This is a genomic window from Paraburkholderia sp. SEWSISQ10-3 4, from assembly GCF_030464785.1.
Classification (GTDB): domain Bacteria; phylum Pseudomonadota; class Gammaproteobacteria; order Burkholderiales; family Burkholderiaceae; genus Paraburkholderia; species Paraburkholderia aspalathi.
This window is the reverse complement of sequence record NZ_JALPRI010000033.1, coordinates 14,779-36,895: the sequence shown is the minus strand read 5'-3', so window position 1 is coordinate 36,895 and position 22,117 is coordinate 14,779. Positions and strand designations below refer to the sequence as shown.

The following is a 22,117-nucleotide window of genomic DNA, read 5'->3' as shown; positions in this document are numbered from 1 at the left end:
CCACCCTTTATATGCAGGCTACCCCTCCGCTCGTGTCAGATACTTCTTCCAGCCTGTTTTCGGGCCTGCTGTCCGGCCACGTCACAACCGGTCTCGGCCTCGCGTTCGGCAGCTTGCCCAGCGGCCTGCAGATTGCATTCGCGATCGTGTTCGGGCTGGTGATCGGCAGTTTCCTGAACGTGGTCGTGCATCGGGTGCCAATCATGCTGGAGCGTGCGTGGCGCGAGGAAGTCAGCGAGGCCACCGAACAAGTGCCCGAAGACGACGGCCTGCCCGCCCGCTACAACCTGTGGGTGCCGCGTAGCGCGTGCCCTCATTGCGGCCACGTGCTCAGCGCGTGGGAGAACCTGCCGGTGCTGAGCTATCTGCTGTTGCGCGGACGCTGCTCCGCATGCAAGACACACGTAAGCCTGCGCTACCCGCTGCTCGAAATCGCCAGCGCCGCCTTCGCGGCCGGGGCGCTCGCGCTGTATGGGCCGACGGGCATGGCACTCGCCGCCTTCGGACTATGCGCCGCCTTGCTCGCAATGAGCGCGATCGATATCGACACCCATCTGCTCCCTGACTCCATGACGCTGCCGCTCCTGTGGGCCGGCTTGATCGTCAACTTCAACGGCATGTTCGCGAGCCTGCACGATGCCGTGCTGGGCGCGATCTTCGGCTATCTGGTGCTGTGGGTCGTACATTGGCTGTTCCGGCTGGTACGCGGCGTCGAAGGGATGGGTTATGGCGATTTCAAACTGCTGGCTGCGCTTGGTGCGTGGCTCGGCTGGGCCGCGCTACCGCAAATCGTGCTGATCGCGGCGGTCGCCGGCGCGGTGGTCGGCCTCGCGGCGACGTGGCGCGGCCGTATGCGTTTCGAAGAACCGCTGCCGTTCGGGCCGTTTCTCGCAGCAGGCGGTGCTGTTACGCTATTTCTCGGCACACCGCTTTATCTGGCGTTGGGAGGCTGAAGCATGTTTGCTGTGGGACTGACCGGCGGCATCGGCAGCGGCAAATCGACCGTGGCTGACCTGTTCGCCGCGCACGGCGTGCCGCTTGTCGACACAGACCTGATTGCGCACCGCATCACGGCGCCGCACGGCATCGCAATGCCGCAGATCGCCGCGAAGTTCGGCGATTCGTTCGTCGCGGCAGACGGCTCGCTCGACCGCGCCCGCATGCGCAAGCTGGTATTCAGCGACGACGGCGCGCGCAAACACCTCGAAGGCATCACGCATCCATTGATTCGTGCGGAGACCGAACGCGAGCAGCGCGAGGCGCAAGGGCCGTACGTAATCGTGGTGGTACCGCTGCTGGTGGAGTCGGGTAGCTGGAAGACTCGCGTGAATCGTGTGCTGACCGTCGATTGCAGCGTCGAGACGCAAATTTCGCGCGTGATGAGCCGCAACGGCTTTAGCCGTGAACAGGTGCTGGCGATCATCGCCCGCCAGGCAACGCGCGAAGCACGCCTCGTCGCAGCGGACGACATCATCGACAACGACAATGCGCCGCTCAAGTCACTCAAGGCGCAGGTCGACGCACAACATCGCGTCTATCTGTCCCTGGCGGGCGCATGACAATACGCTGACTTGGCCTGCTGCGTGAACGGTCTGCACAGCCATGCAGTGACAGGCACACGCAAAGCACGCGCCAAACCGCCTGAAACATGTGAAAAAAGTTGCGAAAGCGCGCTGAAAAAGTGCGTGATTGCTAGGGTAGTCTCACGGCATTAGAATGTTCTGCATTCCCGTCACCGACCACGCCCGAGGCGAGCCCGCTTGATCCTTTACGAGTATCCCTTCAACGAGCGAATCCGGACGCTGTTGCGCCTCGAAGATCTGTTCGAGCGCTTCACGTTCTTTCTGACTCAGGAAGACGCCAGGGAACATCACGTCGCACTGACAACGTTGTTCGAAATCTCAGAGGTTGCGGGTCGCGCGGATCTGAAGTCGGATCTGATGAAAGAGCTCGAGCGCCAACGGCAAACCTTGGCGCCGTTCCGCGGCAATCCGGGGATCGAGCAGAACGCGCTGGAATCCGTGCTGGGGGAGATCGAGCAGACCTTGTCGGGGCTTTCACAGATGCAGGGCAAGACCGGCCAGCATCTGGCGGACAACGAATGGCTCGCCAGCATCCGCAGCCGCGCGATCATCCCTGGCGGCACCTGCAAGTTCGATTTGCCTTCGTACTACGCATGGCAGCAGATCCATCCTGATCAGCGTCGGCAGGACATCGCCAAATGGGTCACGCCGCTGCTGCCGTTGCGCGATGCGGCAACAATCGTGCTGCGCCTCGCGCGCGAATCGGGTCAGGCGTCCAAGGTCATGGCGATGCAGGGCAGCTATCAGCAGATGCTGTCAGGCCGTTCATACCAGTTGATGCAGGTACGGGTGGCACCGGAATTGCGGGTGATCCCGGAGGCCAGCGCTAACAAGTACATGCTCTGGGTGCGATTCACAGTGCAGGACGGCGATTTGCGTCCGCGCGCGGTGGATGTCGACGTGCCGTTCCAGCTCACACTTTGCAGCCTGTAACGCCGGCCCTGCAGACCTGAATCGAGGGGCCGCGCCTTTAAAGCGGCGAAAAATGCCCCTATATTCGTAACTTGTTCCGTTTCCGATTGACTGCCTGACCGTATGCCTACCGTCGTCAAATGCCCCACTTGCGGCAAGGATGTCCGCTGGACTCCAGAAAGCCGCTTCCGCCCGTTCTGCTCTGACCGCTGCAAGCAGACCGACCTCGGCGCCTGGGCCGCTGAGAAGTACAAGATAGGCGGCACAGAGGAAGAAACGCCGTCGGATGAATCGCCCGGCGGGGACTACAACCCGCATTAAGCGCTGCAGGCTGCAGAAGCTCACCGCTTGCGCGCGTGCTGCGACCAAGCAAAACGGCGCTGCTCACGCAGCGCCGTTTAAAACCGCCGACCATTTCTCTAGTTTTTCTCAGCCGCGAGCCATTCCAGCACGGGAATCGTCGCCGGCAGCAGTGGCGAAACATCCGCCGGCAGCGCCTGCCACACAAATGCCTGACCTTCGCGGCCATGCGGTTCGCCGGACCACTGCGTCACCTTGCAGAAGAATAGCCGCACATAGGCGTGCGGGTAATCGTGTTCGAGCGTGTGCCAAAGATGGCTCGCCTTGACGTCGATACCCAGTTCCTCGTGCAGCTCGCGGGCTAGCGCGGCCTCGACCGACTCGCCCGCTTCCAGCTTGCCACCCGGAAACTCCCAGTACCCCTCGTACGGCTTGCCTGCCGGGCGCTGTGCCAGCAGATAGCGTCCGTCCGGCTGAATCAGCACGCCGACCGCGACTTCAGTCACCGGGCGGCCAGCCACGTTCTTTTGCGCATCGCTCATGCCGGGGTCTTCCGTCCGGACCAGTCGCGAGCGAATTGCCACGCGACGCGCCCCGAGCGCGACCCGCGCTCCAGCGCCCACACCAGCGCATCGCCGCGAGCCGCTTCGACTTCCGCGTCGTCGCAGCCGAAATGGCGCAGCCAGTGGCCGATGATCGACAGGTAGTCGTCCTGCTTGAACGGATAGAAGCTGACCCACAGCCCGAAGCGCTCGGACAGCGAGATCTTCTCTTCGACCAGCTCGCCTGGATGAATCTCGCCGTCGGACGTGTGCTTGTACGTCTCGTTGTCGCTCATATACTCGGGCAACAGATGGCGGCGATTGGACGTTGCGTAGATCAACACGTTGTCCGACTGCGCAGCGATCGAGCCATCGAGCGCGACCTTCAGCGCCTTGTAGCCTGACTCGCCGTCTTCGAACGAAAGGTCGTCACAGAACACCACGAAACGCTCCGGCCGCTGCGCGATCAGATCGACGATGTCGCCGAGATCGTGCAGATCGTCTTTATCCACTTCGATCAGGCGCAGGCCATCTTTCGCATAGGCGTTCAGGCAAGCCTTGATCAACGACGACTTGCCGGTGCCGCGCGCACCCGTCAGCAACACGTTGTTGGCCGGCTGCTTGCGCACGAACTGACGTGTGTTCTGCTCGATCAACCCTTTCTGTCGATCGATGTTTTGCAGGTCGTCGAGCGTGATCGACGAAATGGCGGGCACCGGCTGCAGATAGCCGCGCCCCTGGCGCTTGCGCCAGCGAAAGGCGACCGCCGCCGACCAGTCGATCTCCGGTGCAGCGGGCGGAAGCATAGCTTCGAGGCGGACGAGCACGGCTTCGGCCCGGGTCAGAAACTGTTCGAGTTTGTCCATGGCTGTGAGATAAGCGGCCTTAAGCGCCGCGTAATAAACCTGGTTACGAACGATAGTCGGCGTTGATGCTCACGTAATCGTGCGACAGATCGCAAGTCCAGATCGTGGCTTGCGCATTACCGCGGCCGAGTACGACACGAATGCCGATCTCGCTCTTTTTCATGACGCGCTGGCCATCTTCCTCACGGTAGGCCGGGTTGCGGCCACCGGCGGTAGCAACCAGCACGTCGTCCAGATACAGATCGATCTTGCCGACGTCGAGATCGTCCACGCCGGCATAGCCGATGGCCGCAAGAATGCGGCCGAGATTCGGATCCGATGCATAGAAGGCTGTCTTCACGAGCGGCGAGTGGCCGATCGCGTACGCGATCTGGCGGCATTCTCCGACGCTCGAACCGCCTTCGACATGCACAGTCATGAATTTGGTCGCGCCTTCGCCGTCGCGCACGATCAGTTGGGCGAGGGTCTGGGCGACTTCGGTCACCGCGTCGCGCAGCGCTGCATAAGCGGGCGAATCGGTGGACGTGATCGCCGGCAGGCTCGATTTGCCCGAGGCGATCAGGATGAACGAATCGTTGGTCGACGTATCGCCGTCGATCGTGATGCAGTTGAACGAGCGGTCCGCCACGTGCTTGACCAGTGCGTCGAGCACCGGCTGCGCGACGCTAGCGTCGAACGCGAGGAAGCCTAGCATGGTCGCCATGTTCGGCTTGATCATGCCGGCGCCCTTGCTGATGCCGGTGAGCGTGACCGTGTGACCGTCGATCGTGACCTGGCGCGAGGTGGCTTTCGGCAAGGTATCCGTGGTCATGATCGCCTGAGCGGCGTCGTACCAGTTGGCTTCCTTGCGGTTCGCCAGCGCCGCGGGCAGACCCGCCTTCAGACGATCGACCGGCAGCGGTTCAAGAATCACACCCGTCGAAAACGGCAGCACCTGTTCCGGCGCGATATCAACGAGACGCGCGAGTTCGACGCAGGTTTCGCGCGCGGCCACGAGGCCGGGCTCACCCGTGCCTGCATTTGCGTTACCGGTGTTGATCACCAGCGCGCGAATCGGCTTGCCGCCCGCGCGCACGCGCTCCAGATTCTCTCGGCACATAGTGACGGGTGCGGCGCAAAAACGGTTCTGCGTGAACACGCCGCCTACTGTCGCGCCTTCGCCGACAGAAATGACCAGCACGTCCTTGCGGTTCGGCTTGCGGATATTCGCCTCCGCCCAGCCCAGCGTGACGCCGGCGACAGGGTGAAGTTGAGTGGGATCGATCGAGGGGAAATTGACAGCCATGGTCGCGACCTGTCGAAGAAAATGCCGGCAGGCGCCGGCATCGAGGGATCGGTAACTGATGGCTCAAGCCTGTAGCCGAACCACCGCGAAATCATCAGCAAAACATTGTGTAAAACGAAGCGGCGCGCTTAAAGCGCGCCGCTTTTCGGCATTATGCGATCTTGCCGTGACACTGCTTGTACTTCTTGCCGCTGCCGCACGGACACGGGTCGTTACGGCCGACCTTCGGCACGTTGTCCACGCTCACGTCCGACCCAATGGCATGCGAGGCGCCGTGGCTCATCGCGTCGCCGATCATGGCGGCGGTAGCCGCTTCCGCAGCGGCAGGCGCTGCTGCTGCCGCTTCGGCGAATTCGGCGTGACGGAACTCGACGTTTTCGAGGTGGCCGCCTTGCTCTTCGAGTTGCTCGGCGGCCTGTTCCAGCTGTTCCGGCGACTGGATCTGCACGTTCATCACCACCCGGGTGACTTCGAGCTTCACGGCGTCGAGCATCGCGGCGAATAGTTCGAACGCCTCGCGCTTGTATTCCTGCTTCGGATTCTTCTGTGCGTACCCGCGCAGATGGATACCCTGGCGCAGGTGATCGAGCGCGGCCAGATGCTCGCGCCAGCTACGGTCCAGCGTTTGCAGCATGATCGAACGTTCGAACGCGCTGAACGATTCGCGGCCGACCTGTTCGACCTTCGACTCATACGCTTCGTCTGCGGCGGCTTCGACAGCTTCGAGAATCTCGTCCGCGCTGATCGAGTTCGACTCGTTGATCATTTCCTGGATCGCGAGGTCGAGCTGCCATTCGTTACGCAGAACTTCCTCCAGCTCGGGCACGTCCCACTGCTCTTCGATGCTGCCGGCCGGCACGAACTGGTGAACGATATCGGCGATCACGCCGCCGCGCATCGCGCCGATCGTTTCGGTGATGTCGTTCGCTTCGAGCAATTCATTGCGCTGCTGATAGATCACCTTGCGCTGATCGTTCGACACATCGTCGTATTCGAGCAATTGCTTGCGAACGTCGAAGTTGCGCGCTTCAACCTTGCGCTGCGCCGATTCGATCGAACGCGACACGATGCCCGCCTCGATCGCCTCGCCTTCCGGCATCTTCAGACGGTCCATGATCGCGCGCACGCGGTCGCCCGCGAAAATGCGCAGCAGCGGATCTTCCAGCGACAGATAGAAGCGCGACGAACCCGGGTCGCCCTGACGGCCGGCTCGGCCGCGCAACTGGTTGTCGATCCGGCGCGATTCGTGACGTTCGGTGCCGATGATGTGCAGACCGCCCGCGGCCTTCACCTGATCGTGCAGCGCCTGCCATTCGTCGTGCAGCTTCTGGATACGGCGTTGCTTCTCTTCTTCCGAAAGCGTTTCGTCCTTCTCGATGAAGGACGCCTGCTTTTCCGCGTTGCCGCCGAGCACGATGTCCGTACCGCGACCGGCCATGTTCGTGGCGATCGTGACACGCTTCGGACGGCCCGCTTCAGCGACGATCTCAGCTTCACGCGCGTGCTGTTTGGCGTTCAGCACTTCGTGCGGCAACCCGGCCTGCTTCAGCAGATGCGACAGCAGTTCCGAGTTTTCGATCGAGGTCGTGCCGACCAGCACCGGCTGACCGCGCTCATGGCAATCGCGGATGTCGCGAATCACCGCGTCATAGCGCTCCTTGGCGGTCTTGTAGATCTGATCCTGCTTGTCGATCCGCTTCGGCGGACGGTTGGTCGGGATCACGACCGTTTCGAGACCATAGATCTCGTTGAATTCGTACGCTTCGGTATCCGCCGTGCCGGTCATGCCGGACAGCTTCGCGTACATACGGAAGTAGTTCTGGAACGTGATCGACGCGAGCGTCTGGTTCTCGCTCTGAATCTTGACGTGTTCCTTCGCCTCGACAGCCTGGTGCAAGCCATCCGACCAGCGGCGGCCCGACATCAGACGGCCGGTGAATTCGTCGACGATCACGACTTCGCCGTTCTGCACGACGTAGTGCTGATCCTTGAAGAACAGCGTGTGCGCACGCAGTGCGGCGTACACGTGGTGCATCAGCGTGATGTTCTGCGGCGCGTACAGGCTTTCGCCCTCGCCAATCAGGCCCCATTCGGCGAGCAGACGCTCGGCCTTTTCGTGGCCCGATTCCGTCAGGAAGACCTGGCGGCCTTTTTCGTCCAGCGTGTAGTCGCCCGGCTTTTCGACGCCGGTGCCGTCCGCTTTTTCTTCGCCGATCTGGCGTTCGAGCAGCGGCGGCAGCGCATTCATGCGCACATAGAGTTCGGTGTGATCTTCGGCCTGGCCGGAGATGATCAGCGGCGTACGGGCTTCGTCGATCAGGATCGAGTCGACCTCGTCGACCACCGCGAAATTGAGGGCTCGCTGCACGCGCGCATCGGTCTCGTAGACCATGTTGTCGCGCAGGTAGTCGAAGCCGAATTCGTTGTTGGTGCCGTAGGTGATGTCTGCCGCGTACGCTTCCTGCTTCGCGCCATGATCCATCTGCGACAGATTGATGCCGACCGAAAGACCCAGGAAGTTGTACAGACGCGCCATCCATTCGGCGTCGCGTTGTGCCAGGTAGTCGTTGACCGTAACAACGTGCACGCCACGGCCGGACAGCGCATTCAGGTACACCGGCAGCGTAGCGACGAGCGTCTTGCCTTCGCCGGTGCGCATTTCGCCGATCTTGCCGTAATGCAGGACCATACCGCCGATCAGCTGCACGTCGAAGTGGCGCATTTTCAGCGTCCGCTTGCTGGCCTCGCGGCACACCGCGAAGGCCTCCGGCAGGAGCTTGTCGAGCGACTCGCCACTCGCGACGCGCTGGCGGAATTCACCCGTTTTGGCGCGCAGTTGGTCGTCCGTCAATTGCTCGATCTGCGGCTCGAGCGCATTGATCGCCGTGACGGTCTTTTGATATTGCTTGACTAGCCGCTGGTTGCGGCTGCCAAAAATCTTCTGTAGAAAACCGGTGGTCATCGGATCGGTGTCTGCGTCGCGGCTTCGGCTGGTTCGCGGCGTGCAAGTTCATGCACGTGCGCTCCGGGGTCGGAAGGGCCTCGGCGGCTTAGTCCAAGAGTGAATTCGAATCGGGCATTTTAGCACGCGCCCCCGGCCGCGCCTGTGTCAGCCGTGCGACGTTGGCAGGGCACAGAAAGCCCGCCGCAGCGACGTCCGACGGTACGCATTGAGGCGGGTCCGCATGCATCCCGCGCGGTACAATCGCGGCGTGAACGCACATAGGGTGCGAACGCGCCGTTACTATTGAACATGAGCCGTATTCCGTCCTTTTCAAGGCCGCCGCCCAAGCAGTTCAAAGCGCGCCGCCCGCAGCCCGTCGCCGAAGTGCTGAATCGCACCGACGCGTTTGTGGCCCTGCGCGCGGGCGTCGAGCAGATTGCGGCGCTGGAAAAGGATCTGCGTGAACTGCTGCCGGATTATCTGGCCACGAGCGTGGAGCCCAGCTTCATCAAGGAAGGCGTGCTGGCCCTCTTTGCCGCGCACAATGCGCTGGCCGCCCGTCTGCGCCAGATCGAACCGAGGTTGCTGTCGGATCTGCAGCAGCGCGGCTGGCCGGTCAATGCGCTGAGAATTCGCGTGCGGCCGCAGCCTCTGAAGGAGCCGCCGCCGGTCAAACAGGCGCGTATGACGCCGGTCGGCGCGGACGCGCTGCACGCGCTCTCCCAATCGCTCGCGCCCTCGCCGCTGCAGGAAGCTTTGGCGAAAATGGCAGCGCGGCATCGGAGAAATCGCTGAACAAAAAATAAGCGGCCCAGAAGGGCCGCTTATTTTTCATCCATTCGCTTCGGACATTTCATCCGAAGGCGCTACACGAATTACGCAAACGCCGTCTGCGTTTCGTACGCGAAGCCGCGGGGCGCCTTCTGCGTGTCGTCGAACGTGACGACTTCGTACGCATCTTCATGCGCCAGCAACTCGCGCAGCAGCGCGTTGTTCAGGCCGTGGCCCGACTTGTATGCCGTGTACGAAGCCAGCAACGGATGGCCGACCACGTACAGATCGCCGATCGCGTCGAGCATCTTGTGCTTCACGAATTCGTCGTCGTAACGCAGGCCGTCGTTGTTCAGAATGCGGTATTCGTCCAGCACGATGGCGTTATCCATGCTGCCACCGCGTGCCAAACCGAGTTCGCGCATCATTTCCACTTCATGCGCAAAGCCGAACGTACGCGCACGGGCAATTTCCCGCACATACGACGTATTGGCAAAATCCACTTCCAGCGCCTGGCCGGTTTTATCCACAGCCGGGTGACGGAAATCGATGGTGAATTTGAGTTTGAAACCGAAATACGGATCGAGACGCGCGAATTTATCGCCGTCGCGAATTTCAACCGGCTTGGTGACCTTGATGAATTTCTTCGGCGCGTTCTGTTCTTCAATACCGGCCGACTGAATCAGAAACACGAACGAACCCGCACTGCCGTCCATGATCGGAATTTCTTCAGCGGTGACGTCGATATAAAGATTGTCGATGCCGAGGCCTGCGCATGCGGACATCAAATGCTCGATGGTCGACACGCGCGCGCCGTCTTTCTGCAGTACGGAAGCCAGACGCGTATCGCCAATCGCCATTGCCGACGCAGGGATATCCACCGGCGTAGGCAAATCCACCCGCGAAAACACAATGCCGGTGTTCGCCGCCGCCGGGCGGAGCGTCAATTCGACTTTGCGGCCGGAGTGCAGGCCGATGCCGACTGTCTTGACGATTGATTTGATAGTGCGCTGCTTCAACATGGTGATCTTCTATTCGATTGAAAATCCCAATCGGGACTTTTTATTCCATAGCGCGAAGTATACTCCAATACCCTAAGGAGCGTCGTTACACGGAACGTATCAATCTGTTTCGCTGCATTACCCAAAGCGCGCCCGTCAGGGAAAGCGTGACGGGCCGATGTCCGGAACGGAGGCGTTTCCGGTCATCGGCCCGAGTAACGGCCCGTCACAAAAGCGTCTTATGCGCCGTTGCCCTGATACAACGCGGTAACCGCGCAGATCGAGGCAAAGGCATCGAACGCCATCGTAACTAGCTCAACGTAGCGAGAATACTCCCTGCATCGCTGACTTCGAATTTGCCGGCAGCCTCGACGTTCAACGTCTTGACCACGCCGTCGTCGACAACCATTGCGTAGCGCTGGGAACGGATTCCCATGCCGCGCGCCGACAAATCCTGCTCAAGACCGAGCGCCCGCGTGAAAGCCGCACTGCCATCCGCCATCATGCGCACCTTGCCCGAGGCGTGCTGATCGCGTCCCCACGCGCCCATTACGAACGCGTCGTTGACGGACACGCACCAGATCTCGTCGATGCCAAGCGCGCGCAACTGCTCGGCGTGCTCGACGTAACCCGGTACATGTTTGGCTGAACAGGTCGGCGTGAACGCACCGGGCAATCCGAAGATCACCACGCGCTTACCCGCCGTCTGCTCGTGCACGTCGAAGCTGTTAGGCCCCAGCGTGCAGCCCGCCCGCGCGTCTTCGACGAACTCGAAGAGCGTCGCGTCGGGCAGCTTTTCACCTACTTGAATCATGCTCAGTCCTTTGCATCGATGCGAAGCACACTCGCACGCCATCGTGTCGCAGTGAATTTCAGCGTCTGCCTAACTGCAGGCTCCGCCATCCGGCGACAGTTGCCCCATCCGCTTCGCGAATCCGAAGAGGGCACTTGTCCTTGCCGCGAATCAGACGATACGCGGCTTGTTCGCCGTTCACCCGCCACGCTCATGCATTCGTCCGCCAGTGCTACGCTGCTGTACAACCCGCAGCACCGCAACGAAAGCCTGCTCGTGCGCTCAGTCCGCCTGCTTGCGCAGGAATGCCGGAATGTCGTACGTGTCGACGCCCTTTTCCTGCAGCGCCTGCACGTGCGAAGCCGCCGTATCGCGGGACGTACGCCACACAGCCGGCGTATCCAGCGCGCCGTAATCGGCCGTGCTTGCGTGCGACTGCGACGTTGCGTAAGCAGCGTGCGCGCTGACCGGCTGATTGTCCGTGCCGGTGCGCAGCAGCGTCATCGGGGCCGATTGCTGCTTCTTCGCCGCACGGCCCAGACCCGTTGCCACGACCGTCACGCGCAGCGCGTCGCCCATTGCATCGTCGTACACCGCGCCGAAAATCACGGTTGCGTCTTCAGCAGCATAGCTCTTGATGGTGTTCATCACTTCGCGCGTTTCCGACAGACGCAGCGAACGGCTCGACGTGATGTTGACCAGCACGCCACGCGCGCCTGACAGATCCACCCCTTCCAGCAGCGGGCTGGCCACAGCCTGCTCGGCAGCCAAACGTGCGCGATCGACGCCGGCAACCGTCGCCGTGCCCATCATCGCCTTGCCCTGCTCGCCCATCACCGTCTTCACGTCTTCGAAGTCGACGTTCACCAGACCGTCGACGTTGATGATTTCCGCGATACCGGCAACTGCGTTGTTGAGAACGTCGTCTGCGCACTGGAAGCACTTGTCCATCTCGGCGTCATCGCCCATCACCTCGAACAGCTTGTCGTTCAGAACGACGATCAGCGAGTCGACGTGATCCTCCAGTTGCTGCGAACCAGCTTCTGCTACACGCATGCGCTTGCCGCCTTCGAATTCGAACGGCTTGCTGACCACGCCAACAGTCAAGATACCCATTTCTTTGGCGATCTGCGCGACCACCGGCGCTGCGCCCGTGCCCGTGCCGCCGCCCATACCGGCAGTGATGAACACCATGTGCGCGCCGCGCAGTGCGTCGGCGATGCGCTCACGTGCTTCTTCTGCTGCCGCGCGGCCCATTTCCGGCTTGGCGCCAGCGCCCAGACCCGTGTTACCGAGCTGGATCACCGCGGATGCACGCGAACGCGACAGAGCCTGCGCGTCCGTGTTCATCACGATGAAGTCGACGCCTTGCACGCCTTTGTTGATCATGTGCTGAACGGCATTGCCGCCAGCGCCACCTACTCCGATCACCTTGATGATGGTGCCGTTCGTTTCGGTTTCCAGCATCTGGAATTCCATGTTGCCTCCGTCAAGATAAAAAATTGCAGCCACTTCGGCCGTTATTCGGCAGGAGATCGGGCAACCTCCTGTCGCGCGCCAGCCGCCGGCACCAGCGCGTGTTTACGTAAAACCGTTCAAACCCAGAATTCGTTAGAAGTTGCCGAGGAACCAGTCTTTCATTCGCGTGAAGACCTGGCCCATCGACCCCGACTGCACCGCGACCTTGCGGCCGCGCATCCGTTGCGAGCGTCCTTCGACGAGCAGGCCCATCGCCGTCGAATAACGCGGGTTACGCACGACGTCCGCAAGACCGCCCGCGTATTCCGGCACGCCGATGCGCACCGGCTTCAGGAAGATGTCCTCGCCGAGTTCGACCATGCCGAGCATCATCGACGCGCCGCCGGTCAGCACCACGCCGGAGCTCAGCAGTTCCTCGTAACCCGACTCGCGCACCACCTGCTGCACGAGCGAAAACAGTTCTTCGACACGCGGCTCGACCACCGCCGCCAATGCCTGACGCGACAGCGTGCGCGGACCGCGCTCGCCGAGACCCGGCACTTCGATCATTTCGTCCGGATCGGCCAAGGCCTGCTTTGCAATGCCGTAGTCGACCTTGATGTCTTCTGCGTCCGGCGTCGGCGTGCGCAGCGCCATCGCGATGTCGCTCGTGATCTGGTCGCCGGCGATCGGAATCACCGCCGTGTGACGAATCGCGCCTTCGCTGAAAATCGCAATATCCGTCGTGCCGCCGCCGATATCGACCAGCACCACGCCGAGTTCTTTTTCGTCTTCTGTCAGCACCGCCAGCGACGAAGCCAGCGGCTGCAGAATCAGATCGTTCACTTCGAGCCCGCAACGGCGCACGCACTTCACAATGTTCTGCGCCGCGCTCACCGCGCCGGTGACGATATGCACCTTCACTTCCAGGCGGATACCGCTCATGCCGATCGGCTCGCGCACATCTTCCTGACCGTCGATGATGAATTCCTGCGTCAGGATGTGCAGCACCTGCTGATCGGTCGGGATATTGATCGCTTTCGCCGTCTCGATCACGCGCGCGACGTCCGTCTGCGTGACTTCCTTTTCCTTGATCGCCACCATGCCGCTCGAATTGAAGCTGCGGATATGGCTGCCGGCGATCCCGGTGAATACGTTCGTGATCTTGCAGTCGGCCATCAGCTCGGCTTCCTCGAGCGCGCGCTGAATGGACTGCACGGTGGCTTCGATGTTCACCACCACGCCCTTCTTGAGCCCCTTCGATTCGCTCTGGCCGAGGCCGATCACCTCGTAGTGGCCCTCGCCCTTCAACTCGGCGACGATAGCCACTACCTTCGACGTCCCAATGTCGAGGGCGACCAGCAGATCTTTATAGTCTTTACTCATAGCGTGCTCATTGCGTGTGATGTCCGTTTACTTCTTGCCCTTGTCGGGTTCGCTGATAAAGCGCATGCCAGCGGCACGAATCGCGAAACCGTTCGGATAGCGCAAGTCCGCATACTCGATGTCCTTTCCCCAACGTTGCGTCACCGCGTTCCACGCCGCGGTCAGGCGCTTGCTCCGATCGAGCAATGTGTCCTGATTGCGTTCGCGCCCAAGTTCCACCTGCATGCCGTTCGACAGCTTCACCGTCCACGCGTAACGCGGCGACAGCGTGACTTCTTCGGGCGTCGCGCCCAAGGGCGCAAACCACTTCTTGAAATCGCCATAACGCGCGACGACTTCTTTGGCCGTTCCGTCCGGACCGTCGAACGCCGGCAGCTCCTCTTCGAGCTCGCCCTGGTTCGCGGTGAACAGTTCGCCGTCCACGCTCACCAGTTGATCGCTGCCCCACGTTCCAAGCGGTTTGTACTCTTCAAGCGTGACAGCCAATGCATTCGGCCAAACCCGCCGCACACTCGCGTGACGCACCCACGGCATCTGCTCGAACGCCTGGCGTGCGACGTCGAGATCCACCGTAAAAAAGTTGCCTTTCAGGCGCCCTACTACACCCGCGCGCACCGTCGGCGAATTGATGTGCTCGGTGTCGCCGTCGATCTGGATTTCGCGCAACGCGAAATTCGGACGCTGGATGAGCCAGTAACCGCCTGCCGCCAGCAGCACGAGCACCAGCAACGCATGCAATGCGTTGGCGGCGAGATTGAGCTGGCGAACGTTGTTCCACATGGAGTTGCTTTCGGGTTGCCCCGCTTAGTCCTTTGTTAATCCTTGAGCGTCAGCGCCAACACGCCGACCACCAGTTCCTGATAGCTGATACCCACCGCACGCGCCGCTTTCGGCGGCAACGAGTGATCGGTCATCCCAGGCGCCGTGTTCACTTCCAGGAAGTACGGGTTGCCGTCGGCGTCGAGCATGAAATCGGCGCGGCCCCAATCGGTGCAGCCGAGTACGTCGAACGCACGGCGCGCCAGCACTTTCAGGCGTGACTCTTCGTCAACCGCCAGACCGCACGGAATCAGATACTGCGTGTCGTTCGCGATGTACTTCGCGTGGTAGTCGTAAAACTCGCCGGCCGGAATGATGCGGATCACCGGCAGATCCAGATCGCCGGCGATACAGGCCGTAAATTCGCCGCCGCCCTCGATGCTCTTTTCCACCACGACGATCTTGTCGTACTTGACCGCTTCGAGCAGCGCTGCCGGCAATGCGTCGGCGCTTTTCACCTTGATCACCGCGACGCTCGAGCCTTCGCTGGCCGGCTTGACGAATAGCGGCAAGCCGAGCTTCGCGACGATGTCTTTTGCGCGTGCTTCGTAGTCGTCGCCGCGCAGCACAGCCTCGAACGGCGGCGTCGGAATGCCGAGTTGCTGCCACACGAGCTTGGTGCGGAACTTGTCCAGACCCAGCGCCGAGCCGAGCACGCCGCTGCCCGTGTAACGGATGCCGTAAAAATCCAGCGCACCCTGAATCTGGCCGTTCTCGCCGTAACCGCCGTGCAGCGCGTTGAACGCGCGCACAAAACCTTCGTCCTTCAATGCGGCGAGCGGACGCTCAGCCGGGTCGAACGGATGGGCGTCGATACCGGCGTCGCGCAGACCTTGCAGCACGAGGCGGCCGGAATTGAGCGACACCTCGCGCTCGGCGGAATCCCCACCGAGCAGCACTGCTACCTTGCCGAATTGTTTAGGGTCGATGCTGCTCATTTCACTCACACCTTCGTTTCTTGCGCCAGGCGACCCGGCACACCGCCGATCGAACCCGCGCCCATCGTGATCACCACATCGCCGTCGCGCACTACCGCTGAGAGCGCGTCCGGCACTTCATCCACCGTATCGACAAACACCGGCTCGACCTTGCCCGCCACGCGCAGTGCCCGCGCAAGAGCGCGGCCATCCGCGGCGACGATCGGCGCTTCGCCGGCCGAATACACTTCGGTCAGCACGAGCGCGTCGACGGTCGACAACACCTTCACAAAATCTTCGAAGCAATCGCGCGTGCGCGTGAAGCGGTGCGGCTGGAAGGCCAGCACCAGACGCCGCCCCGGAAATGCGCCACGCGCCGCCGCCACCGTTGCCGCCATTTCAACCGGGTGATGACCGTAATCGTCGACCAGCGTGTACGCGCCGGCCGGTTTGCCTTCCGACATGACCGGCACTTCGCCATAGCGCTGGAAGCGCCGGCCCACGCCGTTGAAATCCGCCAGCGCTCGCTGGATATCGGCATCTTTCACTTCAAGTTCAGTCGCAATTGCAATTGCGGCCAAAGCGTTCTGCACGTTGTGCTCGCCCGGCAGGTTCAAGACGATGTCGATCGGCGCCGCGTCTTCACGCAGTGCCGTGAAATGCATCTTGCCGCCGCGCGCTTCGACATTGACTGCACGCACCTGCGCGTCCGGCGCAAAACCGTAGCGGATGATCGGCTTCGACACGAACGGCAGGATCTCCTTCACGTTCGGATCGTCGACGCACAGCACCGCTATCCCATAGAACGGCAGACGGTGCGTGAATTCAATGAACGCCTGCTTGAGTCGCGCGAAGTCGTGCCCATAGGTGTCCATGTGATCAGCGTCGATGTTCGTGATGACTTCGATCACCGGGAACAGATTCAGGAACGACGCATCCGACTCATCCGCTTCAGCGACGATGAAATCACCCGTACCCAGACGCGCATTCGCGCCCGCGCTGATCAGGCGCCCGCCGATCACGAAGGTCGGATCGAGCCCGCCCGCCGCCAGCACGCTCGCCACCAGCGAGGTGGTCGTAGTCTTACCGTGCGTGCCGGCAATCGCAATGCCCTGCTTCAGGCGCATCAGTTCCGCGAGCATCACCGCGCGCGGCACGATCGGAATGCGGCGATGACGCGCGGCCAGCACTTCCGGGTTGTCGCTGCGCACTGCTGTGGAAACGACCACGGCGTTCGCACCTTCGATGTTCTCCGCCGCGTGACCGATCGCGATGCGCGCGCCGAGTGCAGCGAGGCGATCGGTGATCGCGTTGCTCGAGAGATCCGAGCCGCTCACCTGATAGCCGAGGTTGACCAGCACCTCCGCGATGCCGCTCATGCCGACACCGCCGATGCCGACAAAGTGAATATGTTTGACGATGTGTTTCATTGCTTTCCTTCTGGGCTCGCGCCCGAAATCGAACCCGCCACAGTCGCGCAAATCTGCGCGACCTGTTCCGTGGCGTCGGGTTTCGCGAGCGAGCGCGAACGCTCTGCCATCTCTGCGAGGGTCTCTCGCGTCTGGCTGCGCAACCAGTCAGCGAGCATTTCCGCCGACAGATCGCGTTGCTGCACGACCAGCGCCGCGCCGTTATCGGCGAGGAACGCTGCATTTGTGGTTTGGTGATCGTCTACTGCAAACGGGAACGGCACGAAGAATGCCGCCACGCCTACTGCTGAAATCTCCGACACGGTCATCGCGCCCGAACGGCAGATCACCAGATCCGCGTTCGCGTACGCGCTCGTCATGTCGTCGATGAACGGCACGAGTTCTACATCGGCGCCGGCCTGCAGGCCCGCTGCCGCATAATTCTCACGCAGTGCTTCAATATGCTTCGCGCCCGCCTGATGCACGATGCGCGGACGTTCATTCGGCGCCAGCAGCGCAACCGCGCGCGGCACCACTTCGTTCAATGCGGCTGCACCCAGACTGCCGCCCACCACCAGCACATTCAGCGGACCGCTGCGCGCTGCGTAGCGTGCTTTGGGTGCAATTGCGCCCGCAAGTTCCGCACGAATCGGGTTTCCAGTCCATTCGCCGTGCGGCAGCGCATTCGGGAATGCAACCAGCACGCGTTTCGCGACTTTCGCGAGCACCTTGTTGGCGAGACCCGCAATCGAATTCTGTTCATGCAGCACCAGCGGACGGCCGCTCAATGCGGTCATCAAACCCGCCGGGAACGTGATGTAACCGCCCATGCCGAGCACGACGTCCGGCTTCACGCGACGCAACACGCTCAAACTCTGCGAGCAGGCGCGCAGCAAATTCAGCGGCAACATCAGCTTGGTCTTCAGGCCCTTGCCGCGCAGTCCGCCGAAGCGCACGTATTCCATCGGGATGCCGTGCTTCGGCACCAGCGTGGCTTCCATGCCCGCGGGATTACCGAGCCATACGACCTTCCAGCCCCACGCCTGCATCAGGTGCGCGACCGCGAGCCCCGGGAACACGTGTCCCCCGGTGCCACCGGCCATCACCATCAGCGTGCGTTGCGGGAGAGCCGTCATACTTTGCCCCCACGCATCAACACCCGGTTCTCATAGTCCACACGCATCAATACAGCCACCGCCACGCAGTTCAGCACGATGCCCGAACCGCCGTAGCTAACGAGCGGCAACGTAAGACCTTTAGTCGGCAGCAGGCCGAGGTTCACGCCCATGTTGATAAAAGTCTGCGCACCGAACCAGATGCCGATACCCTTCGCGACCAGCCCGGCAAAAGTGCGGTCAAGTGCGAGCGCCTGACGGCCGATCTCGAACGAACGGCGTACGATCCAGTAAAACATCAGGATCACGACGAGCACACCGACAAAACCTAGCTCCTCGCCGATCACCGCGAGGATGAAGTCGGTATGCGCTTCCGGCAGATAGTTGAGCTTCTCGACACTGCCGCCCAAACCCACGCCAAACCATTCGCCGCGCCCGAAAGCGATCAGCGAGTGCGTCAATTGATAAGCCTTGCCTTGCGCGTAACGGTCGTCCCACGGATCGAGGTAAGCGAAGATCCGCTCGCGACGCCATGGCGAAGCCCACACGAGCAAGCTGAACGTGCCGACCGCAGTCGCCACCAGACCGCCGAACAGCTTGCCGTTCACGCCGCCGAGGAACAGCACGCCCATCGCGATCGCGGCGATCACCATGAACGCGCCCATGTCCGGTTCGAGCAGCAGCAATGCGCCGACAAGACCCACTGCAACCGCCATCGGCAGAAAGCCCTTGGCGAAGCTGTGCATGTATTCCTGTTTGCGTACCGTGTAGTTCGCCGCGTAAATCGTCACGGCGAGCTTCATGATTTCCGACGGCTGCATGTTCGTGATGCCGAGCGGAATCCAGCGACGCGCACCGTTCACGCCCTTGCCGACGTGCGGGATCAGCACGATCACCAGCGCGGCGAGCGAAATCAGGAACAGCTTCGGCGCGTACTTATCCCACGTCGAAATCGGAATGCGGAACGACACGACGCCGATCACCGAGCCCATCACCACGAAAATGATCTGGCGCACGAGGAAGGCATAGTCGCGGTACGACGCGTACTTCGGCGAATCGGGCATCGCGATCGACGCCGAATACACCATCACGACGCCGAGCCCCAGCAAGGCGACGACCACCCACAGCAGCGAGTGATCGTAGTCGAGCATCCGCGAGCGCAGCGGACGCACGCCGTTCACGGCGCTCGCAAGACCACTGCCGCCCGGGCGGCCAGAGGCGCGGCTCGTGCTACCCGTATCGCCATTGCCGGCACGGGAGCCGGCCAGGCGCGAACCGAAACGTTCCGACCAGCTCATATCATCGTCCCCCGTTCAGCCGCGATGTCTTCCACCGTGCTGCGGAACACCGCGGCGCGATGGGCGTAACCTTTGAACATGTCAAAGCTCGCGCACGCCGGCGACAGCAATACGGCGTCGCCAGGTTGCGCCAATGCGGTGGCGGCCCGCGTCGCTTCTTCGAGCGTCGCGTGGTCGGTCATCGCGATGCCGGTGTCTTCCAGCGCGGCGCGAATCTGCGGCGCATCGCGACCGATCAGCATCACGGCGCGGCACCACCGCATCACCGGCTCGGCGAGCGGCTCGAAATCCTGGCCCTTGCCGTCGCCACCGGCGATCAGGACCGCGCGCTGCGCGAGGCCGTCGAGCGCGGCAACTGTCGCGCCGACATTGGTGCCCTTGCTGTCGTCGACGTAATCGACGCCTTCGATCGACGCGATCAATTCCACCCGATGCGGCTCGCCACGGTATTCGCGCAGGCCGTGCAAAAGCGGCGCGCCAGGCAGACCGATCGCGCGCGCCAAGGCATACGCGGCCAATGCGTTGGCGGCGTTATGCAGGCCGCGGATACGCAATGCGTCCGCCGGCATCAGGCGTTTGAGCGCGATGTTCTTCGGCGCCGCCACTTCGTTCTTGCGACGGCGCGTCGGTGCGGGTTCGTCGCTGACGTCGCGATCGTGCGCCTCGACCAGCCAGATCATGCCGTTGTCGCGCAGCAGACCGTAGTCGCCGTCGTTCTTCGGCTCGGTCACGCCGAACGTGACCATCGCGGCATCGCTATCGGCCGAAGGCGCGAGCGCCATCACGCGGGCGTCGTCACGATTCAGCACGCGCACGGTTTGTGTACCGAAGATGCGGCCCTTCGCGGCAGCGTATGCGTCGAGCCCACCATGCCAATCCAGGTGATCCTGCGTGATGTTCAGAACGACCGCTGCATCGGGCGTAAACGTATGCGCTGTTTCCAGCTGGAAGCTCGACAGCTCCAACACCCACACGTCGGGCAACGCGGTGTTGTCGATCGCTTCGCTGAGCTTGTCCAGCGCGGCCGGGCTGATGTTGCCCGCCACCGCGACCTTCTTGCCGGCGCGTTCGCACAGCAAGCCAGTAAGACTCGTCGTCGTGGTCTTGCCGTTGGTGCCGGTGATCGCGATCACCTTCGGCACGTAACCGCTTTCGCCAAGCGTCTTCAACGCTTGCGCGAAGAATTCGAGTTCGCCCCAGACAGGGATGTCCCGCTCACGCGCCGCGGTGATGAGCGGCAGCAAATCAGCGGCGAGCGGCGACAAGCCCGGGCTGATCGCCACGAGTTCGACACCTTCGAGCAACGAGAGCGAGAACGGGCCGCCAACGAATTCGGCGTCGACGCTGTGCGCTTCCAGCGCGGACAGGTTCGGCGGCACCTCGCGCGTATCGGCCACACGCAGCCGACAGCCGTGCCGCGCGCACCAGCGCGCCATCGCGAGACCGGATTCACCGAGTCCCAGCACGAGCACCATCGGCTTTTGCCGATCCCGAAACTTCTCGCCGAACATCGCCTGCTTCCCCTAAATACGACTTAACGCAACTTGAGCGTGGACAAACCGAACAGACACAACATCAGGGTGATGATCCAGAAGCGCACGACCACCTGCGTTTCCTTCCAACCCGACAATTCAAAATGATGATGCAGCGGCGCCATCTTGAAGAGACGCCGGCCTTCGCCGTAACGGCGTTTGGTAAATTTGAACCACGTCACCTGCAACATCACGGAAAGTGTCTCCGCAACGAAAATGCCGCCCATGATGAAGAGCACGATTTCCTGACGCACGATCACGGCAACCGTGCCAAGCGCGCCGCCGAGCGCGAGCGCCCCCACGTCGCCCATGAACATCTGCGCCGGGTGCGTGTTGAACCAGAGGAACGCGAGCCCTGCCCCGCCCATCGCCGAACAGAAGATCAGCAACTCACCGGCACCGGCGATATGCGGAAACAGCAGGTACTTCGAATAGACCGAGCTACCCATCACATAAGCGAACACGCCGAGCGATGCGCCGACCAGCACGACCGGCATGATCACGAGGCCGTCGAGACCGTCGGTAAGGTTCACCGCATTGCTCGCGCCGACAATCACCAGATACGTCAGTACGATGAAGCCCCACACGCCGAGCGGATAGCTGATCGATTTGACGAACGGCAGCATCAGGTCGGCGCGCGCCGGCAAGCCCATCGACAAACCGCTGCGCACCCACGCCATGAACAGGTCGAACACGCGCACGTTGCTCGCTTCGGACACGCTGAACGCGAGATACACCGCCGCGAACAGGCCGATCACCGACTGCCAGAAATACTTTTCGCGCGACGACATCCCGCGCGGGTCCTTGTAGACCACCTTGCGGTAATCGTCGACCCAGCCGATCACACCGAAACCAAACGTGACGAGAATCACGATCCAGATGAAACGGTTGGTCAGATCGGCCCACAGCAACGTTGCCACGGCAATGCCGAGCAGAATCAACACGCCGCCCATCGTCGGCGTACCGGATTTGACGAGGTGCGTTTGCGGACCGTCTTTACGAACGGCCTGACCGACCTTCATCGCGGTCAGCTTGCGGATCACCGCCGGGCCACAGACGAGCCCGATCAGCAGTGCGGTGATGGTGGCCATCACCGCACGGAAAGTCAGATAACTGAACACGCGCAAGAAGCTTGCGTCATTCTGCAGCCATTGCGCCAGCGCCAGTAGCATGCTTCGGTCCTTCT

The 22,117-nt window shown here is 62.1% G+C and carries 20 protein-coding genes; 5 read left to right on the top strand and 15 right to left on the bottom strand.

Going from position 1 to position 22,117, the window contains the following annotated elements; all coding sequences use genetic code 11:
- Positions 1-11 precede the first annotated feature (11 nt).
- The 4 genes from M0D68_RS34570 (at position 12) to M0D68_RS34555 (ending at position 2,816) form a co-directional block, all read left to right on the top strand.
- Complete coding sequence (locus tag M0D68_RS34570) at positions 12-953, top strand: A24 family peptidase (RefSeq protein ID WP_200620029.1); 942 nt, start codon at positions 12-14, stop codon at positions 951-953.
- 3 nt (positions 954-956) lie between these two features.
- Positions 957-1,559 (top strand): dephospho-CoA kinase, encoded by a 603-nt coding sequence (gene coaE, locus M0D68_RS34565; protein WP_200620028.1) that lies wholly within the window; start codon positions 957-959, stop codon positions 1,557-1,559.
- A 201-nt stretch (positions 1,560-1,760) separates the two neighbouring features.
- The gene (zapD, locus tag M0D68_RS34560; protein ID WP_054040764.1) at positions 1,761-2,516 is read left to right on the top strand and encodes a cell division protein ZapD; all 756 of its coding nucleotides are present in this window, start codon (positions 1,761-1,763) and stop codon (positions 2,514-2,516) included.
- A gap of 102 nt (positions 2,517-2,618) precedes the next feature.
- Positions 2,619-2,816, top strand: coding sequence for a DNA gyrase inhibitor YacG (locus tag M0D68_RS34555; protein ID WP_093645243.1), 198 nt, complete (start codon positions 2,619-2,621; stop codon positions 2,814-2,816).
- 98 nt (positions 2,817-2,914) lie between these two features.
- Here the strand turns inward: M0D68_RS34555 and M0D68_RS34550 are convergent, their stop codons facing one another.
- The 4 genes from M0D68_RS34550 to secA form a co-directional block, all read right to left on the bottom strand.
- Complete coding sequence (locus M0D68_RS34550) at positions 2,915-3,337, bottom strand: NUDIX domain-containing protein (protein WP_054040765.1); 423 nt, start codon at positions 3,335-3,337, stop codon at positions 2,915-2,917.
- Positions 3,334-4,203, bottom strand: coding sequence for an ATP-binding protein (locus tag M0D68_RS34545; RefSeq protein WP_093645245.1), 870 nt, complete (start codon positions 4,201-4,203; stop codon positions 3,334-3,336). Before M0D68_RS34545 ends, M0D68_RS34550 begins: the two co-directional genes overlap by 4 nt.
- A 43-nt stretch (positions 4,204-4,246) precedes the next feature.
- Positions 4,247-5,488 (bottom strand): bifunctional glutamate N-acetyltransferase/amino-acid acetyltransferase ArgJ, encoded by a 1,242-nt coding sequence (gene argJ / locus M0D68_RS34540; RefSeq protein ID WP_266226721.1) that lies wholly within the window; start codon positions 5,486-5,488, stop codon positions 4,247-4,249.
- Positions 5,489-5,639: 151 nt separating this feature from the next.
- Positions 5,640-8,450, bottom strand: coding sequence for a preprotein translocase subunit SecA (gene secA, locus M0D68_RS34535; RefSeq protein ID WP_093645249.1), 2,811 nt, complete (start codon positions 8,448-8,450; stop codon positions 5,640-5,642).
- 291 nt (positions 8,451-8,741) lie between these two features.
- Here secA and M0D68_RS34530 point away from each other — a divergent pair, with 291 nt between their 5' ends.
- Positions 8,742-9,227 carry a DciA family protein gene (locus tag M0D68_RS34530; protein WP_054040773.1) on the top strand — a complete coding sequence of 162 codons (486 nt, stop codon included), beginning with the start codon at positions 8,742-8,744 and terminating at the stop codon, positions 9,225-9,227.
- Positions 9,228-9,307: 80 nt separating this feature from the next.
- Here the strand turns inward: M0D68_RS34530 and lpxC are convergent, their stop codons facing one another.
- From lpxC to mraY, 11 genes are all read right to left on the bottom strand, one after another.
- Positions 9,308-10,225, bottom strand: a complete 918-nt coding sequence (gene lpxC / locus M0D68_RS34525; protein ID WP_093645251.1) for a UDP-3-O-acyl-N-acetylglucosamine deacetylase — start codon at positions 10,223-10,225, stop codon at positions 9,308-9,310.
- Positions 10,226-10,514: 289 nt separating this feature from the next.
- Entirely contained in the window at positions 10,515-11,018 is a 504-nt protein-coding gene (locus M0D68_RS34520; RefSeq protein WP_093645253.1) for a peroxiredoxin, read from the bottom strand.
- 261 nt (positions 11,019-11,279) lie between these two features.
- Positions 11,280-12,476 carry a cell division protein FtsZ gene (ftsZ, locus tag M0D68_RS34515; protein WP_093645255.1) on the bottom strand — a complete coding sequence of 399 codons (1,197 nt, stop codon included), beginning with the start codon at positions 12,474-12,476 and terminating at the stop codon, positions 11,280-11,282.
- Positions 12,477-12,608: 132 nt separating this feature from the next.
- The gene (gene ftsA, locus M0D68_RS34510; RefSeq protein ID WP_007180311.1) at positions 12,609-13,841 is read right to left on the bottom strand and encodes a cell division protein FtsA; all 1,233 of its coding nucleotides are present in this window, start codon (positions 13,839-13,841) and stop codon (positions 12,609-12,611) included.
- A 27-nt stretch (positions 13,842-13,868) separates the two neighbouring features.
- The gene (locus tag M0D68_RS34505; RefSeq protein ID WP_200620025.1) at positions 13,869-14,621 is read right to left on the bottom strand and encodes a cell division protein FtsQ/DivIB; all 753 of its coding nucleotides are present in this window, start codon (positions 14,619-14,621) and stop codon (positions 13,869-13,871) included.
- A 35-nt stretch (positions 14,622-14,656) separates the two neighbouring features.
- Positions 14,657-15,598 (bottom strand): D-alanine--D-alanine ligase, encoded by a 942-nt coding sequence (locus tag M0D68_RS34500; RefSeq protein WP_200620024.1) that lies wholly within the window; start codon positions 15,596-15,598, stop codon positions 14,657-14,659.
- A 5-nt stretch (positions 15,599-15,603) separates the two neighbouring features.
- On the bottom strand, positions 15,604-17,007 hold the full coding sequence (gene murC, locus M0D68_RS34495; RefSeq protein ID WP_200620023.1) for a UDP-N-acetylmuramate--L-alanine ligase: 1,404 nt from the start codon (positions 17,005-17,007) through the stop codon (positions 15,604-15,606).
- A complete protein-coding gene (murG, locus tag M0D68_RS34490; protein WP_054040787.1) occupies positions 17,004-18,122 on the bottom strand; it encodes an undecaprenyldiphospho-muramoylpentapeptide beta-N-acetylglucosaminyltransferase in 1,119 nt (372 codons plus the stop codon). Before murG ends, murC begins: the two co-directional genes overlap by 4 nt.
- Positions 18,119-19,399, bottom strand: a complete 1,281-nt coding sequence (gene ftsW, locus M0D68_RS34485; protein ID WP_200620022.1) for a putative lipid II flippase FtsW — start codon at positions 19,397-19,399, stop codon at positions 18,119-18,121. Before ftsW ends, murG begins: the two co-directional genes overlap by 4 nt.
- Entirely contained in the window at positions 19,396-20,910 is a 1,515-nt protein-coding gene (murD, locus tag M0D68_RS34480; RefSeq protein ID WP_200620021.1) for a UDP-N-acetylmuramoyl-L-alanine--D-glutamate ligase, read from the bottom strand. The genes ftsW and murD overlap by 4 nt, the downstream gene beginning before the upstream one ends.
- A 23-nt stretch (positions 20,911-20,933) precedes the next feature.
- Positions 20,934-22,103 (bottom strand): phospho-N-acetylmuramoyl-pentapeptide-transferase, encoded by a 1,170-nt coding sequence (gene mraY / locus M0D68_RS34475; protein WP_093645262.1) that lies wholly within the window; start codon positions 22,101-22,103, stop codon positions 20,934-20,936.
- Between the last annotated feature and the right edge of the window lie 14 nt (positions 22,104-22,117).